Here is a 16,973-nt window from a genome sequence, read left to right on the forward strand (position 1 = left end):
ATGAAAGCATTCACACAACACACCGGCCTGGTCTGCCCGCTGGATCGTGCCAATGTCGATACCGACCAGATCATTCCCAAGCAGTTTCTCAAATCCATCAAGCGCACCGGTTTCGGTCCGAACCTGTTCGACGAGTGGCGCTATCTGGATGTTGGCCAGCCGAATCAGGACTGCTCCAACCGCCCGGTGAACAAGGAGTTCGTGCTGAACTTCCCGCGCTACCAGGGTGCCAGCGTGCTGCTGGCACGTGAGAATTTCGGCTGCGGCTCGTCGCGTGAACATGCGCCCTGGGCACTGGATGAATACGGCTTCCGCGCGATCATCGCGCCGAGCTTCGCCGATATTTTCTACAACAACAGCTTCAAGAACGGTCTGCTGCCGATCATCCTCGCCGAAGCCGAGATGGATGAGCTGTTCGAGCAGGCCGAGGCGACCGAGGGTTATCAGCTCACCGTTGACCTCGCCGCCCAGACCGTGACCCGCCCGGACGGCAAGCAGTACGGCTTCGAGGTCGACGCCTTCCGCAAGCACTGCCTGCTCAACGGTCTGGACGACATCGGCCTGACCCTGCAGGACGCCGACGAGATCCGCGCGTTCGAGGAAAAACACCGTCAGAACCAGCCCTGGCTGTTCGGCGCAATCAAGGCGTGAAGCCGAAGCCTTCGGCTTTTAGGGCTGAAGGCTGGAGGCTGGACGAGAACGCGGACAGCTCTTTCGTTCAGCCTTCCAGCCTCCAGCGACATAACTCATCGAGATGACGGATAGCGATATGGCAAAACAGATTCTGATCTTCCCCGGCGACGGTATCGGCCCGGAAATCATGGCCGAGGCGGTCAAGGTGCTGCAGCTGGCCAACGACAAGTTCCAGCTCGATTTCGAACTGAGCTATGACGAGCTGGGCGGGGCGGCCATCGACAAATACGGCGTGCCGCTGGCTGACGAAACCCTGGAGCGTGCGCGTGCCGCCGATGCCATTCTACTGGGGGCTGTCGGCGGCCCGAAATGGGACACTATCGACCCGGCCATCCGCCCGGAGCGCGGCCTGCTGAAGATTCGATCGCAGCTGGGGCTGTTCGGCAACCTGCGTCCGGCGCTGCTGTATCCGCAATTGGCCGAAGCGTCGAGCCTGAAGCCGGAGATCGTTGCCGGCCTGGATATCCTCATCGTGCGTGAGCTGACCGGCGGCATCTATTTCGGTCAGCCGCGCGAGAGCAAAGTGTTGGAAAATGGCGAGCGCATGGCCTACGACACGCTGCCCTACAGCGAGAGCGAAGTTCGGCGCATCGCCAAGGTCGGTTTCGACATGGCCATGGTGCGTAACAAGAAGCTCTGCTCGGTGGACAAGGCCAACGTGCTGGCGTCCAGCCAGTTGTGGCGCGCGGTGGTCGAAGAAGTCGCCCGGGACTACCCGGAGGTGGAGCTGAGCCACATGTACGTGGACAACGCCGCCATGCAACTGGTCCGTGCACCCAAGCAGTTCGACGTGATGGTCACCGACAACATGTTCGGCGACATCCTCTCGGATGAGGCTTCCATGCTTACCGGTTCCATCGGCATGCTGCCGTCCGCTTCGCTGGATGCCAGCAACAAGGGCATGTACGAGCCATGCCACGGCTCGGCGCCGGACATCGCCGGTCAGGGCGTCGCGAATCCGCTGGCGACCATCCTCTCGGTGTCGATGATGTTGCGTTACAGCTTCAGTCAGGCGGCTGCAGCGGACGCCATCGAGCGGGCAGTCAGCGATGTGCTCGACCAGGGTCTGCGTACCGGAGATATCTGGTCCGAAGGTTGCACCAAGGTCGGTACCCAGGCGATGGGCGATGCAGTAGTCGCGGCGCTCGCGAAGTTGTAATCTCTTGGCCCGCCTCGACGGTCTGTGAAGTGGGCGGGCCACTTTTTATATAGGTGTAGTTGCGATGAAACGTGTAGGTCTGATCGGTTGGCGCGGCATGGTCGGTTCCGTGCTCATGCAGCGGATGCTGGAAGAGCGGGATTTTGACCTGATCGAGCCGGTGTTCTTTACCACTTCCAACGTGGGCGGTCAGGGACCTTCCATTGGCAAGGACATCGCGCCGCTGAAGGATGCCTACAGCATCGAAGAGCTGAAAGGCCTCGACGTTATCCTGACCTGTCAGGGGGGCGACTACACCAATGAAGTCTTCCCCAAGCTGCGTGAAGCCGGCTGGAAAGGCTACTGGATCGATGCGGCTTCCGCCCTGCGCATGCAGGATGACGCGGTAATCGTGCTCGATCCGGTCAACCGCAAGGTCATCGACCAGCAGCTCGATGCCGGTACTCTCAATTATATCGGTGGCAACTGCACCGTCAGCCTGATGCTGATGGGGTTGGGTGGTCTGTTCGAGAATGGCCTGGTCGAGTGGATGAGCGCCATGACCTATCAGGCCGCATCCGGTGCCGGTGCGCAGAACATGCGTGAGCTGATCCGGCAGATGGGCAGTATCAACGCGGCGGTGGCCGACGAACTGGCCGATCCGGCCAGTGCGATTCTGGAGATCGACCGCAAGGTTGCCGAGTGCCAGCGCTCGGAAGCCTTCCCGGTGGACAATTTTGGCGTGCCGCTGGCCGGCAGCCTGATTCCCTACATCGACAAGGAACTGCCGAATGGCCAGAGCCGTGAAGAGTGGAAGGCGCAGGCTGAAACCAACAAGATTCTGGGACGCTTCAAGAACCCGATTCCGGTCGATGGCATCTGCGTACGCATCGGCGCCATGCGCTGCCACAGCCAGGCGCTGACCATCAAGCTGAACAAGGATGTGCCGATCTCGGATATCGAGGGAATGATCAGCCAGCACAACCCCTGGGTGAAGCTCGTTTCGAACCATCGGGACACCAGCATGCAGGAGTTGAGCCCGACTGCCGTGACCGGTACCCTGAGCGTACCGGTAGGGCGTCTGCGCAAGCTCAACATGGGTTCGCATTATCTGGGTGCCTTCACCGTCGGTGATCAATTGCTGTGGGGAGCGGCCGAACCGCTACGCCGCATGTTGCGCATTCTGCTGGAACGATAAAAAACAGTGGTTAACAGAAAAGCGCCCTGGCTTTGCCATGGCGCTTTTTTTATGTGAAGCCGGTCGATAGTTTTTTGCAACCTTGGGGCAGAATGCCATCCCGTAGGGGGCAATGCCTTCCAGTGGTTGTCAGGGCGTGAACTCAATTTGTGGATTGTGTCTGATAACGTGGCAAAAGGCGCAGCGGGCAACGCCGTGCGGTCCGGGCAGTTGTTGATAAAACACTATCTGTAAAAGATACTTGCTGGAAATTCGAAGAAATTTTCTAGCTGACATACTGTTCAGGCTTGTCGCTGACGGGGACCGTCTCTGGCAGTACAAGGCCCCTCTCGAAAGTCCGAGAAAGCAAAACAAGGGATTACATAATGGTTCGGGTTCGCAATCTGGTGCTGGCAATCGCGGCTGCTACCGCACTGACATCCGAAATGGCATATGCGCTGGGAGTGGGGGAGGTCACGCTGAAGTCGGCGCTGAACCAACCCTTGGTTGCTGAAATCGAGCTGCTGGATGCGAAAACATTGGCCCCAGGCGAAGTGATTCCGGGGCTGGCATCCGTCGAGGAGTTCAATCGGGCGGGTATCGATCGTCCGTATTTCCTGACCGACCTGACCTTTACCCCTGTTTTGCGTCCGGATGGCAAGAATATCATCCGGGTTTCATCGACCAAGCCGGTTCGCGAACCCTATCTGAATTTCCTGGTTGAGGTCCTCTGGCCAAGTGGTCGTCTGCTGCGCGAATACACGCTGTTGCTGGATCCACCGCTCTATTCACCCGAAACGGCTGCAGCTGTCGCGCCCCAGTTGCCTACTGCTGCACCGGTTGCCCGGCCAACTGCAGCGCCGCGGGCGGCGTCTCAGCCAGCTCCGGTCCGCTCATCTGCTGGGGCTTCTTCGCCAACCGGCAATGAGTACCGGGTCACCCCGAATGACACGCTCTGGGAAATAGCCGAACGCACGCGGCAGGGCGGCACGGTCCATCAGGCCATGCTGGCCATCCAGGACCTGAACCCGGACGCTTTCATTGGCGGCAACATCAACCGGATGAAGAATGGCCAGGTGCTGCGCCTGCCCAGTGCCGAGCAGATCGCCAATCGCTCCCAGGCGGAAGCTGTCGAGCAGGTCGCTCGGCAGAATGCCAGCTGGCGTCAGGGGCGTGCCCAGCCTGCTGGCAGTGAACGTCAGCTCGATGCCAGGCAGCGCAGCGCAGCGGGTGCCGCGCCTTCGCGCAGCGAGACAGGTGACAGTCTGCGCCTGGTGGCGCCGGAAACCGGCAGGTCTACTACTGGCAGCGATACCGGCACCGCCGATGATGCCAGGGCACTGCGAGACCGGCTCGCAGGTGCGGAAGAGAGCCTCGACTCCAGCCGTCGCGAGAATATTGATCTCAAGGATCGCTTGAACGATCTCGAAGGCCAGCTGGAAAAACTGCAACGACTCATGCAGCTCAAGGACGACCAGCTTGCCAAGTTGCAGGCACAGCTGGCCGGCGGTGGCGAGCCCGGTGCCGAAGCCGCCATGCCAGAAAATACTGTACCCGATGCTTCCGAAGAGGCCGGAGTGCCCTCGGCAGACGGCGCAGCCGAGCCTGAAGCCGCAGCTGAGCCCGAGGCCGGCGTTACCCCTCCCGCGGCAGAGCCGGAGCCAGCCGCCAGGCCCGCACCCGCCGCTACACCAGCCCCGGCCACGCCTGTCAGCCCCTCCGCAGAGCCAGCGTCTGACAGTTATCTCCAGCAACTGATGGCCAACCCCTTGCTGCTTGCCGCTCTGGGTGGAGGCGCCCTGCTGCTGTTGCTGGTCGCTTTGATGGCCCTGTCGCGCCGTAACGCCATGAAGGAAGCCGAGCTTCAGGAGAGCCTGCTGGTCGAAAGTGAGCCGGATAACCTTTTTGTAGACAAACCGGCCCTTTCCGTTGCTGATCACGAAGTTGCCGGTCAGAGTGCTGTGCCTGCTGCTGATGATGCGATGGACTCCATTGCCGGCCTGGCCAATGACCCGATTGCCGAGGCGGATATCTACATTGCCTACGGTCGTTTCAACCAGGCCGCCGACTTGCTGCAGAACGCACTGAACGACGAGCCACAGCGTAGCGATCTGCGTCTGAAACTGATGGAAGTCTACGCAGAGCTTGGTGATCGTGACGGGTTCGCCCGGCAGGAAGCGGAGTTGCGTGATATCGGTGGCTCTTCCGCAAGTATCGATCAGCTGAAAGCCCGCTACCCGGCGATGGGCTTCGCGGCAGTGGCAGGTGTGGCGGCAGCAGCCGCGACCGACAATACCGATTTCGACAGCTTCAATCTGGATGACCTTGAACTTGATCAGCCTGCGCCAGCCGCAGGCCAGGACCTCGATGATTCGTTTGATCTGAGCCTGGATGATCTGGAGCTCAGCGATGACTTTGCGGCGCCGGCTGCATCGCTGGCCGAGACCCGCGACGAGAGGCTAGATGCGCTGGACGAACTGAGTTTTGACGAGCTGAATCTTGAAACTGCGGCAGACGAGCAGGCTGCGGACGATTTCTCCTTTGATCTGGACGAGCTTTCCAGTCCCGCCGGTAACGCTTCCCTTGCAGACGAACTGGCCAGCTTCTCGCTGGAGCTGGATGAAGACCTGCCGGCTGCATCGGACAGCGATTTCAATCTGGATGATGTTGCTGCTGAGCCTGCTCCGGTGGTATCTGAGCCGGTCGACTCCCTTGACTTCGATCTGCCCGAGCCTGAACAGCCCCAGAGCATGCCCGAGGAGTTCGATCTTTCTCTGGAAGAGGAGTTGAGCGAAGATGCGCAGTCAGAAACTTTCGTCTCCGAGTTCGACGAGATAGAGGCTGAACTTGGGAATATCTCTCGCGATCTGGAAGTGCCGCTCCAGCCGGAAGTCAGTGCCGAACCGGCCCCGATGAATCTGGCTGACGAGCCTGCGAGCGAGCCGCTCGAAGAAATGGGCGACGATGATTTCGACTTCTTCGCTGAAACCGACGAAACCACGACCAAGCTGGACCTGGCTCGCGCCTATATCGATATGGGTGATGCCGAAGGCGCACGCGATATCCTCGATGAGGTGATGGCCGAGGGCAGCGACACACAACAACAGGAGGCGCGCGAGATGCTCGCCAAACTCGCCTGATCATGACTGAAGCAGTACCTGAAGCGGCAGCCACCTCGGCTGCCGCTGGCGTTTCCAGAATCGCTCTGGGCGTCGAATACAAAGGCTCGCGCTATCGTGGCTTTCAGCGCCAGCGCGATGGTGTGCCTTCCATCCAGCTGTCACTGGAAAATGCGCTGAGCAAGGTTGCCGGTGGTCATCCGGTCACCCTGAGCTGCGCCGGGCGCACCGATGCGCTGGTGCATGCCTGCGCGCAGGTCGTGCACTTCGATACCCCGGTGACGCGCTCCATGCATGCTTGGGTGATGGGTGCGAACATGAACCTGCCCGGCGACATCAGTGTGACCTGGGCCAAGGAGATGCCGAAGCATTTCGATGCGCGCTTCAGCGCCATGGCCCGGCGCTATCGCTATGTCATCTACAACGACCAGATCAGGCCGGCGCACCTGGCCGAAGAAGTGACCTGGAACCATCGCCCGCTGGATGTCGCGCGCATGCGCGAGGCGTCCAGAGCGTTCGTCGGTACCCATGACTTCAGTGCATTCCGTGCGCGCCAGTGCCAGGCGAAGTCGCCGATCAAGACCATCCACCATCTGGAATTGCTGGAGTTCGGGCGGCTGATCGTTCTCGACGTGCGGGCCAATGCTTTTCTGCACCATATGGTGCGCAATTTTGCCGGAGTGCTGATGACCATCGGCGCGGGCGAGCGCCCGGTGGAATGGGCGCGGGAAGTGCTGGAGACACGCATCAGGCGTACAGGCGGGGTCACGGCGCATCCCTACGGGCTGTATCTGGTACAGGTGGATTATCCCGAGGAGTTCGAGTTGCCCGACCGCTATCTGGGGCCGCATTTCTTGTCGGGACTGCCTGATGTGCGCGGCTGACAGCGGCTGATGATGCCACTTGCAGCAGGCGACGCTTTTGTTACCATCCGGGGTCTTTTCTCGCAGGTATCTGCCGTTGCCTATCGTCCGTAGCAAGATATGTGGAATCACCAGCGTTGCAGACGCGCTTGTGGCTGCCGAAGCCGGTGCCGATGCCATCGGCCTGGTGTTCTACAGCAGGAGCCCGCGAGCCCTGAGTATCGCTCAGGCGCGTGAAATCGTCGCCGCGCTGCCTCCCTTTGTGACTACCGTCGGATTGTTCGTCAACGCATCGCGTTGTGAAATCAACGAAACCCTCGATGCCGTTGCGCTGGATGTGCTTCAGTTTCACGGTGATGAAACGCCAGCCGATTGCGAGGGCTTTCACCGGCCCTGGTACAAGGCGCTGCGGGTTCGGGCTGGTGACGATATCCGCGCTGAGGCTGCGCGTTATGCCGGAGCCCGTGCGGTTTTGCTGGATACCTTCGTTGCCGGCGTTCCGGGTGGGACAGGCGAGATGTTCGACTGGTCGCTGGTGCCTGCCGATCTGCCCAAACCACTGATTCTTGCAGGTGGGCTGACCCCGCAGAATGTGCAGCAGGCCATCGAGCGGGTGCGCCCGTTCGCGGTGGATGTCAGTGGTGGGGTGGAGTTGCGCAAGGGAGTGAAGGATGCCGCCCGCGTGCGTGAATTTGTTGGCCAGGTTCGCGCCAGTATGTGACGAGCAGGGAGTCCTTGCCGTCCAGTTACCATTCGCTGGTTGGCGAATCCCTCTGTTTGATTGATACCCGTCATGTCCGGCGGGGTCGAGTTTCAGCGATAGCGCCTTCTGGCGTATCGCCCAGGCGACGCAGTGAGCTCCGGTTGGAGGCTGGTCGCGATGATGAATCCGCCTGATGCGTGCAGTGATTACGCGCGGGACTGACAAGCTGTGGAGAATAAGAGCATGAGCAACTGGCTGGTAGACAAGCTGATCCCTTCGATCATGCGTTCGGAAACGCAGAAGAGCTCGGTACCTGAGGGGCTGTGGCACAAGTGTCCATCCTGCGAGGCGGTCCTGTATCGCCCGGAACTGGAGAAAACCCTGGATGTCTGCCCCAAGTGCGAACATCACATGCGTATCGATGCGCGCGCGCGCCTGGATATCTTTCTCGACAAGGAAGGCCGTGAAGAGATCGCCGCCGACCTTGAGCCGGTGGATCGCCTGAAATTCCGCGACAGCAAGAAGTACAAGGATCGTCTGTCCGCTGCACAGAAGCAGACCGGAGAAAAGGACGCGCTGATCGCCATGCGCGGCACCCTGATGAACAACCCGGTGGTGGCCTGTGCCTTCGAATTCTCCTTCATGGGCGGCTCCATGGGAGCCATCGTCGGTGAGCGTTTCGTGCGTGCGGCGAACGTCGCCCTTGAGCAGCGCTGTCCGCTGGTCTGTTTCTCGGCTTCCGGCGGTGCGCGGATGCAGGAAGCACTGATTTCCCTGATGCAGATGGCCAAGACCTCGGCGGTACTGGCACGTATGCGTGAGGAAGGCCTGCCGTTCATTTCGGTGCTCACCGATCCTGTTTACGGTGGTGTGTCGGCCAGTCTGGCGATGCTCGGCGATGTCATCGTGGCCGAGCCCAAGGCGCTGATCGGCTTTGCCGGCCCACGTGTGATCGAGCAGACCGTGCGTGAAAAACTTCCGGAAGGTTTCCAGCGCAGCGAGTTCCTGCTCGACCATGGCGCCATCGACCTGATCATTCCGCGTGCCGAGCTGCGTGCTCGCCTGTCCCGTCTTCTCGCTCAGTTGCAGCGGCTGCCGGCCATCGCCGAACCGGCTCTGGTAACGGCTGACGCATGACCTCCCGGCGTTTGCAGGACTGGCTCGACTATCTCGAGCAGCTGCATCCCACGGCCATCGACATGGGGCTCGATCGCTGCCGCGAGGTGGCGACAAGGCTTGGCCTGACGAGGCCGGCGCCACACGTCGTGACGGTCACCGGTACCAATGGCAAAGGTTCGACCTGTGCCTTCATCGCGCAGATGCTGGCGGGGCAGGGCAAGACCGTCGGTCTCTACAGCTCGCCGCATCTGCTGCGCTATAACGAACGCGTGCGTATCAATGGCGCCGAAGCCGCCGATGAGGCGCTTTGCGAAGCTTTTGCCGCCGTCGAGGCCGCGCGCGGCGAAACCTCTCTGACCTATTTCGAGATGGGCACGCTGGCAGCCTTCTGGCTGTTCGAGCGCGCGAGGCTGGATGCCGTGGTGCTGGAAGTCGGCCTTGGCGGACGTCTCGATGCGGTGAATCTGGTCGATGCCGATGTGGCGGTGGTGACCAATATCGGCCTGGATCATGCTGACTGGCTGGGTGACAGCCGCGAAAGCGTCGGTTTCGAGAAGGCTGGGATCTTCCGCTCGGCGAGGCCTGCCGTGTGTGGTGACCTTGAACCGCCTGCAACCCTGATCGACGCTGCGGCCCGTCTGGAAGCACCCTTGCTGCTGCGCGGTCGTGATTTCGATCTGCTGGTCGAGACGGATCGCTGGCATTGGCATGGCCGAGATCGTTCCGCTCAGCCACTGGAATTGCGTGACTTGCCTCTGCTCGATCTGCCCCTGGAAAATGCCGCGCTGGCGCTGCAGGCCTTTGCCCTGCTCGACATGCCCTGGCAGCCGGGCTCGCTGGCTGCGGCGCTGCTTGCTACGCGGGTTGTCGGCAGGCTCGATCGCCGGGTGATTCAGCACAGGGGCCGCGAGCTGTCGATCCTGCTGGATGTCGGGCACAACCCGCATGCAGCGACCTTTCTGGCCCACGCTCTGCAAAGACAACCACTGGGCGGGCGGCGGCTTGCGGTGTTCGGCCTGCTGGCGGACAAGGATCTGCACGGCGTGATCGGGCCATTGCTGCCTGTCGTCGATGACTGGGCCGTTGCGCCCCTGTCCACGCCACGTGCGCGTTCTGGTGCGCAATTGAGTGAGGCATTGATGGAACACGGAGCCTCGGTCACTATCTACTCCTCAGTATGCGAGGCGCTCGACGCGCAGTGCGACCGGGCGGTTGCCGGGGACGAAATACTGTTGTTCGGGTCTTTTTATTGCGTGGCCGAAGCGCTGGACTGGCTTGATCGGCATGCGACGGAGCGAGGGCAGGGCATTGGTGGATAAAGGGCTGTTGCAACGTATCGTGGGGGCGCTGGTGCTGTTGGCGCTGGCGGTGATCTTCGTGCCGATGTTGCTCAATCGTGAGGATGACGGTCCCCAGGTGAGCATGGATGCTCCGGCGATGCCCGATACGCCCGCAGCCCCGGTTATCGAACCGCAGCCAGTCGAGGTGCCGATACCCGAGAGCGAGCCGTTCCCGGAGGAGTTTGAAATCATCGAAGAGGCGCCGGTAGCGGCTGTTGAAGCCCCGGCAGCCCCGATTGAGCCGGCTCCGACCCTTGCCGAGCCGCCGGTTGCGCCTGCCGAGCCGCAAGCCACTCCGGCTCCGAGTACTCCGCCAGCTGCCGCGACACAGGAGCAGCGGCTGGATGCGGCCAATCTGCCAGTCAGCTGGTCGGTGCAGCTGGCCAGCCTGTCCAGCCGCGAGAATGCCGAAAAGCTGCAGACCACCCTGCGCTCCCAGGGCTATAACGCCTACATACGCACAGCAGGTGGGATGAACCGGGTATTCGTCGGCCCGCTGGTCGAGCGCGCCGAAGCCAATCGATTGCGCGATGTGCTGCAGCGCCAGCAGAAACTGGATGGGTTCGTCGTGCGCTTCGAGCCAGAAAAGGGCTGAAGAGCGCTTGTTTTCAAGGCTGCGTCGGCATGTGAGTGTGCACCTCTGTAGGGGCGGGCCATGCCCGCGAATCGATACTCTTCACCGGCCCGACGGGCAGAGTCGAGGTCATTCGCCGAGTTGTGCCCCGCAACGTCGGATTACGCCTTCGGCTAATTCGACCTACAAAGCCAAAGCGGGCTCTGCGTTGTCGTAGGTCGGGTCACGCCTTATCGACCCGACGGGCGGAGTCGAGGTCACTCGCCGGGTTGTGCCCCGCAACGTCGGATTACGCCTTCGGCTAATTCGACCTACAAAGCCAAAGCGGGCTCTGCGCTGTTGTAGGTCGGGTCACGCTTCACCGGCCCGACGGGTGGAGTCGAGGTCATTCGCCGGGTTACGCGCAATGTCGGATTACGCCTTCGGCTAATTCGACCTACAGGAGTCTGCACCTCGGATATTCGCGCTTGAAGCCGTTTCCACAAAGAACTCCTCCCTCACAGGCCCGCATCACATCATCGGGACATAGCCTTTTTCAACGACCTGTTACTCCTCGGCAGTCGCTCTGCTAAAATGCGCCGCTTTTCCCCTGTGCAGGAAACCCCGTGACGTTCACCTGGGTCGATTGGGCGTTTGTCGCCGTTGTAGTCATCTCCAGCCTGATCAGTTTGAAACGCGGTTTCATCAAGGAAGCGCTTTCCCTGCTCACCTGGATTGTCGCTGGTGTGGTTGCCTGGATGTTCGGCGGTGCGCTGTCTCACCATCTCGCCGCATACATCAGCACGCCTTCGTTCCAGGTCATCGCGGCTTGCGCGATTCTGTTCGTGGTGACACTGCTGGTAGGGGCGCTGATCAATTTTCTCATTGGTGAACTGGTTCGAGTGACCGGGCTGTCCGGCACGGATCGTTTTCTTGGAATGGTTTTTGGCGCGGCCCGAGGCGGGCTGCTGATCGTGGTGCTGGTGGGCCTGCTGAGTCTTGCACCTGTACAGCAGGATCCCTGGTGGCGCGAGTCGGTGCTGCTACCGCATTTTCTGTTGATTGCCGACTGGTCGAAGAACCTGATTCTCGGGTTCGGTAGCCAGTGGATGACCGGCTCGCTCGATACCTCCGGTTGAGACGAGCATCTTTTTTACCACGGCCCGCCGCCGGGTTTGCGCCCGGCGTCCTGTCCGGATCAGCCTGTAATAACTGAGAGGTCCCTGCATGTGTGGCATTGTCGGCATTGTCGGTAAGTCGAACGTCAACCAGGCGTTGTACGACGCACTCACCGTATTGCAACACCGCGGACAGGATGCCGCCGGCATCGTGACGAGTGACGGCGACAAACTGTTCCTGCGCAAGGACAACGGGCTGGTCCGCGATGTCTTCCAGCAGCGTCATATGCAGCGCCTGGTCGGCAACATGGGCATTGGCCATGTCCGCTATCCCACCGCTGGCAGCTCTACTTCGGCGGAGGCGCAGCCCTTCTACGTGAACTCGCCCTACGGCATCACCCTGGCGCACAACGGCAATCTGACCAATGTCGATCAGCTGACCAAGGAGATCTACGAGTCGGACCTGCGGCATGTCAATACCAATTCCGACTCGGAAGTGCTGCTCAACGTCTTCGCCCATGAACTGGCGGTGCGCGGCAAGCTGCAGCCCACCGAGGAAGACGTGTTCGCCGCCGTGGCCAAGGTGCATGAGCGCTGTGTCGGCGGCTATGCCGTGGTGGCCATGGTTACCGGCTATGGCATCGTCGGCTTCCGTGATCCCCATGCGATCCGCCCGATCGTGTTCGGCCAGCGCCACACCGATCAGGGCGTCGAATACATGATCGCCTCCGAAAGCGTCTCGCTGGATGTGCTGGGCTTCTCCCTGATTCGCGACCTGGCGCCCGGCGAGGCGGTCTATATCACCGCCGATGGCAAGCTCCATACGCGCCAGTGCGCGGCCAACCCGCAGTATGCGCCGTGCATTTTCGAGCACGTCTACCTGGCGCGCCCGGACTCTCTGATGGATGGCGTCTCGGTCTACAAGGCGCGCCTGCGCATGGGCGAGAAGCTGGCCGACAAGATCCTGCGCGAGCGCCCCGAGCACGATATCGACGTGGTGATCCCGATTCCCGATACCAGCCGCACCGCAGCCCTGGAACTGGCCAACCGCCTGGGCGTCAAGTTCCGCGAAGGCTTCGTGAAGAATCGCTATATCGGTCGGACTTTCATCATGCCCGGTCAGGCGGCGCGCAAGAAGTCGGTGCGGCAGAAGCTCAATGCCATCGACCTCGAGTTCCGTGGCAAGAACGTGATGCTGGTGGACGACTCCATCGTGCGCGGCACCACCTGCAAGCAGATCATCCAGATGGCGCGCGAGGCCGGGGCGAAGAATGTCTATTTCTGTTCCGCGGCGCCTGCCGTGCGCTATCCGAACGTGTACGGTATCGACATGCCAAGCGCCCACGAGCTGATCGCCCATGAGCGCAGCACCGAGCAGGTAGCCGAGCTGATCGGTGCCGACTGGCTGGTCTATCAGGATCTGGAGGATCTGGTGGATGCAGTGGGCGGCGGCAAGGTGAAGATCGAGCACTTCGACTGCGCGGTATTCGATGGCAAATACGTGACGGGTGATATCGACGATGCTTACCTGCACCGGATCGAACAGGCCCGCAACGACCTGAGCAAGAGCCAGGCGGCGGTCAGCAGTGCCATCATCGACCTGTACAACAACTGAATGCGAGCGGGCGGTAACCGCGCTCGCTCCCGAGTGGAATGAAATCATGACTGACGAATGGGACGCGGGTCGGCTGGACAGTGACCTGTCGGGCGTCGGCCTCGACACGCTGGCGGTGCGCGCCGGCCAGTATCGCTCGCCCGAGGGCGAACATGGAGAGCCGCTGTTCTTCACCTCCAGCTACGTCTTTCGCAGTGCTGCCGATGCGGCGGCACGCTTTGCCGGCGAGGTTCCGGGCAACGTCTATTCCCGTTACACCAACCCCACCGTGCGCGCCTTCGAAGAGCGCATTGCCGCCATGGAAGGGGCCGAGCAGGCCGTTGCCACGGCATCCGGCATGGCGGCGATCATGGCGATGGTGATGAGCCTGTGTTCGGCGGGCGACCATGTGCTGGTGTCACGCAGTGTCTTCGGCGCCACTGTTTCGCTGTTCGAGAAATACCTGAAACGTTTCGGGCTCGAAGTCGATTACGTACCGCTGATTGATGTGGATGCCTGGGAGCCGGCCTTCAAGGCCAATACCAGGCTTGTCTTCGTCGAGTCGCCTTCCAACCCCCTGGCCGAGCTGGTGGACATCGAGGCGCTGGCGCAGCTGTGCCATGCCAAGGGCGCCATGCTGGCGGTGGACAACTGCTTCTGCACGCCGGCCCTGCAGCAGCCGCTGGCGCTGGGTGCTGACATCGTCATTCATTCGGCGACCAAGTACATCGATGGTCAGGGTCGCTGCCTGGGTGGTGTGGTTGCCGGTCGTGCCGAGCAAATGAAGGAAGTGGTGGGTTTCCTGCGCACCGCCGGACCGACCCTGAGCCCGTTCAACGCCTGGGTGTTTCTCAAGGGGCTGGAAACCCTGCGTCTGCGCATGCAGGCTCATTGCGCCAGCGCGCAGGCGCTGGCGCAGTGGCTGGAACAGCAGCCAGGCATCGAAAAGGTCTATTACGCCGGCCTGCCCAGCCACCCGCAACATGAACTGGCCAAGCGGCAGCAAAAAGGCTTCGGCGCCGTGTTGAGTTTCGACGTGGTCGGCGGCAAGGATGGGGCCTGGCGTTTCATCGACGCGACCCGGCTGATCTCCATCACGGCCAACCTGGGGGACAGCAAGACGACCATCACCCATCCGGGTTCGACCACCCACGGTCGTCTCTCGCCGGAAGAGCGTGCCACGGCGGGAATTCGTGACAGTCTGATCCGTGTCGCCGTGGGTCTGGAAGACCTGGCCGATCTCAAGGCCGACCTGGCCAGGGGATTGGCTGCGCTCTGATACCCAGGGGCCCGTCAATCGCTGGCGGGCCCTAGCTTTACGACAAACCCATCCAGCCTCTGCTCGTCAGACAGCTGCGTGCGCAGGCGATTGGCCTCGGCACGTTCGCTGAAGGGGCCGACGAATACGCGATACAGGCCCATGGATGTCTGGATATAGGCATCGAAGCCCTCTGCGGTCAGCTTGTCCCGAAGCGCTGTCGCATTATCGAGATTCCTCAGGCTCGCCAGTTGTATGGCCCATCCGCTCCGTGCGGCTGCAGGTTCCGTGGCGCGGGCCGGCGTGCTGAAGGCTGGCGCTGCCGGTTGCGTTGCGGGTGCAACGCTGCGGCGCTCGGGCTCGCTGGAGCGCAGGTCGATGGCGGGTGCCGGCTGACCCTGTCCGTCGAAGAGCCTTTCGGGCGTTGCGGGCAGGATGCTCGGGCTGCCGGAGTCGGTCTCGATAACCCGTATGTCGCTGTATTTCTTTCCGGAAAGCGCCGCCAGCCCTGCGCGGTCACGAATGACAGTTGGCCGCAGGAACACCATCAGATTGCGTTTGACGTGGGTTTCCTGGGTCGAGCGAAACAGCGCGCCCAGCAGCGGAATGTCACCCAGCAGCGGCACCTTGGAATTGGTCTGGGTCACGTCGTCCTGAATCAGCCCGCCGAGCACGATCACCTGGCCGTCTTCGGCAAGAATGGTGCTCTTGATCGAGCGCTTGTTGGTGACCAGATCGACCGCCTGCGCCGTCAGGCTGGCGCTGGGGGCGATGGAGGAGATTTCCTGCTCGATCTGCAGCCGCAACGTGGCGCCCTCGTTGATATGCGGCGTGACCTTGAGTGTGACGCCGATATCCTGCCGCTCGATGGTGGTGAAGGGGTTGTTCGCTCCGGAGGCGTCGGTGGTGTAGCTGCCCGTCTGGAAGGGGACGTTCTGGCCGACGAGGATTTCCGCCTCCTGGTTGTCCAGCGTCAGCAGGCTTGGGGTGGAGAGCAGGTTGCTTTTGCTGTTGGCCGACAGCGCGGTGATCAGCGCGCCGAAGCTGCGTGTGCCGATGCCGATGATGGCGCCGTCGGGCAGGTTGCTGGGAATCTCGTTGTCGTTGATCGCATTGAGCACGCGCCCGATGGAGAGCCCGGTGTTGCCGAAGCTGACGCCGCCGGCGCCGCCCGTGCCGCCGCGTGCATCCACCGCCCATTGCACGCCGAGGGCGTCGGTGATGTCGCCGGAGACCTCGACGATGGCCGCTTCGACCATGACCTGCGCGCGCGGGATGTCGAGCTGGCGGACGATGGATTCGAGCATGCCGAGCAGCTCCGGTTCGGCCAGCATCACCAGCGCATTGAGGCTTTCATCGGCGCGAATGAGGGTGTTCTGGATGCGTCCACTGGTCATCTCGCCTTCTGCGGGCGCGGCGAGGCTTTCAGAGAAGTCACCGAGGGTTTCGGCCAGTGCTTTTGCATCATTGTGGCGCAGGCGGATCACCCGCGTGTTGGCCGAGCGGGTGCTGGGTGTGTCCAGTGTCTGCGCCAGGCTGGCGAGCTTCTGCCGGGCCTGTTCCGGGCCGGTAAAGACCAGCCGGTTGGTGCGTGAGTCCGCGATGATCTGCGCGCCCGCCGTATCCTGGGCCTCGCCGCGTGCCAGGGTGTTGCGCAGCACTTCGGCAATATCCGTCGCCCAGCCGTATTGCAGATCCACGATGCTGTGCTCGCCGCTCTGGGCGCGATCCAGTTGGCGAATCAACTCTTCCAGGCGGGCGATGTTGGCACTGCGGTCGCTGATGATCAGTGCATTGGCGGAGCTGACGGCTGCCAGATGGCCATATTGCGGAACCAGAGGGCGTATCAGCGGTAACAATTCCGTCGCGGAGGAATGCTGCACCTGGATGACGCGGGTTTCCAGCAGGTCGCCACCGCTTGGCCCGCCGCCCGCTTCGGTCTTGGCCTCGGCATTGGGCAGGATGCGCGCCACGTTGCCCTGGGTCAGCACGCTGTAGCCGTGCGTGGCCATCACCGAAAGAAACAGCTGGTAGACCTCGGCCAGCGATAGCGTGGTCGATGACACCACGCTGACCTGCCCTCTGACACGCGGATCGACAATGAACGTTTGTCCGGTGAGCTGGCTGATATGGTCCACGAAGGCGCGAATATCGGCGTCCTTGAGGTTGATCGTCCAGCCATCCTGCTGTGCTTCGGCAGGCTCGACGCCGGGCTCGGCGGCCAGCGACGGCAGGGGTGCGCAGAGCAGGCCTGCGGCGATCAATGCGATGAGCGAGCGAGAGGAAAAAGGCGGCATC

General features: G+C 61.9%; 13 protein-coding genes and 1 pseudogene. 13 read left to right on the plus strand and 1 reads right to left on the minus strand.

What is annotated here, in order from left to right; genetic code table 11:
- The 13 genes and pseudogenes from leuD to G7020_RS17985 all read left to right on the plus strand — a co-directional run bounded on the left by leuD (position 1) and on the right by G7020_RS17985 (position 14,696).
- The gene (gene leuD / locus G7020_RS17925; RefSeq protein ID WP_181086501.1) at positions 1-651 is read left to right on the plus strand and encodes a 3-isopropylmalate dehydratase small subunit; all 651 of its coding nucleotides are present in this window, start codon (positions 1-3) and stop codon (positions 649-651) included.
- 118 nt (positions 652-769) lie between these two features.
- Positions 770-1,852, plus strand: coding sequence for a 3-isopropylmalate dehydrogenase (gene leuB / locus G7020_RS17930; protein WP_181086502.1), 1,083 nt, complete (start codon positions 770-772; stop codon positions 1,850-1,852).
- Between the two features lie 64 nt (positions 1,853-1,916).
- Positions 1,917-3,029, plus strand: coding sequence for an aspartate-semialdehyde dehydrogenase (gene asd, locus G7020_RS17935; RefSeq protein WP_181086503.1), 1,113 nt, complete (start codon positions 1,917-1,919; stop codon positions 3,027-3,029).
- Positions 3,030-3,167: 138 nt separating this feature from the next.
- A pseudogene (locus G7020_RS17940) lies at positions 3,168-3,263 on the plus strand (aspartate-semialdehyde dehydrogenase); the annotation flags it as partial.
- A 131-nt stretch (positions 3,264-3,394) separates the two neighbouring features.
- Positions 3,395-6,148, plus strand: coding sequence for a FimV family protein (locus G7020_RS17945; RefSeq protein WP_181086504.1), 2,754 nt, complete (start codon positions 3,395-3,397; stop codon positions 6,146-6,148).
- A 2-nt stretch (positions 6,149-6,150) separates the two neighbouring features.
- The gene (truA, locus tag G7020_RS17950; RefSeq protein ID WP_181086505.1) at positions 6,151-7,011 is read left to right on the plus strand and encodes a tRNA pseudouridine(38-40) synthase TruA; all 861 of its coding nucleotides are present in this window, start codon (positions 6,151-6,153) and stop codon (positions 7,009-7,011) included.
- Positions 7,012-7,087: 76 nt separating this feature from the next.
- The gene (locus G7020_RS17955) at positions 7,088-7,711 is read left to right on the plus strand and encodes a phosphoribosylanthranilate isomerase (RefSeq protein WP_181086506.1); all 624 of its coding nucleotides are present in this window, start codon (positions 7,088-7,090) and stop codon (positions 7,709-7,711) included.
- A gap of 225 nt (positions 7,712-7,936) precedes the next feature.
- A complete protein-coding gene (gene accD, locus G7020_RS17960; protein ID WP_181086507.1) occupies positions 7,937-8,830 on the plus strand; it encodes an acetyl-CoA carboxylase, carboxyltransferase subunit beta in 894 nt (297 codons plus the stop codon).
- Positions 8,827-10,131 carry a bifunctional tetrahydrofolate synthase/dihydrofolate synthase gene (folC, locus tag G7020_RS17965; RefSeq protein ID WP_181086508.1) on the plus strand — a complete coding sequence of 435 codons (1,305 nt, stop codon included), beginning with the start codon at positions 8,827-8,829 and terminating at the stop codon, positions 10,129-10,131. The genes accD and folC overlap by 4 nt, the downstream gene beginning before the upstream one ends.
- A complete protein-coding gene (locus tag G7020_RS17970; RefSeq protein WP_181086509.1) occupies positions 10,097-10,747 on the plus strand; it encodes an SPOR domain-containing protein in 651 nt (216 codons plus the stop codon). Before folC ends, G7020_RS17970 begins: the two co-directional genes overlap by 35 nt.
- A gap of 584 nt (positions 10,748-11,331) precedes the next feature.
- Positions 11,332-11,844, plus strand: coding sequence for a CvpA family protein (locus G7020_RS17975; RefSeq protein WP_181086510.1), 513 nt, complete (start codon positions 11,332-11,334; stop codon positions 11,842-11,844).
- 88 nt (positions 11,845-11,932) lie between these two features.
- Positions 11,933-13,438 (plus strand): amidophosphoribosyltransferase, encoded by a 1,506-nt coding sequence (gene purF, locus G7020_RS17980; RefSeq protein ID WP_181086511.1) that lies wholly within the window; start codon positions 11,933-11,935, stop codon positions 13,436-13,438.
- A gap of 46 nt (positions 13,439-13,484) precedes the next feature.
- A complete protein-coding gene (locus G7020_RS17985; RefSeq protein ID WP_181086512.1) occupies positions 13,485-14,696 on the plus strand; it encodes an O-succinylhomoserine sulfhydrylase in 1,212 nt (403 codons plus the stop codon).
- A gap of 14 nt (positions 14,697-14,710) precedes the next feature.
- Here G7020_RS17985 and gspD read toward each other — a convergent pair whose 3' ends face one another.
- Positions 14,711-16,972 (minus strand): type II secretion system secretin GspD, encoded by a 2,262-nt coding sequence (gene gspD, locus G7020_RS17990; protein ID WP_181086533.1) that lies wholly within the window; start codon positions 16,970-16,972, stop codon positions 14,711-14,713.
- Between the last annotated feature and the right edge of the window lies 1 nt (position 16,973).

It is taken from the genome of Stutzerimonas stutzeri (assembly GCF_013522825.1).
Taxonomy (GTDB): domain Bacteria; phylum Pseudomonadota; class Gammaproteobacteria; order Pseudomonadales; family Pseudomonadaceae; genus Stutzerimonas; species Stutzerimonas stutzeri_AK.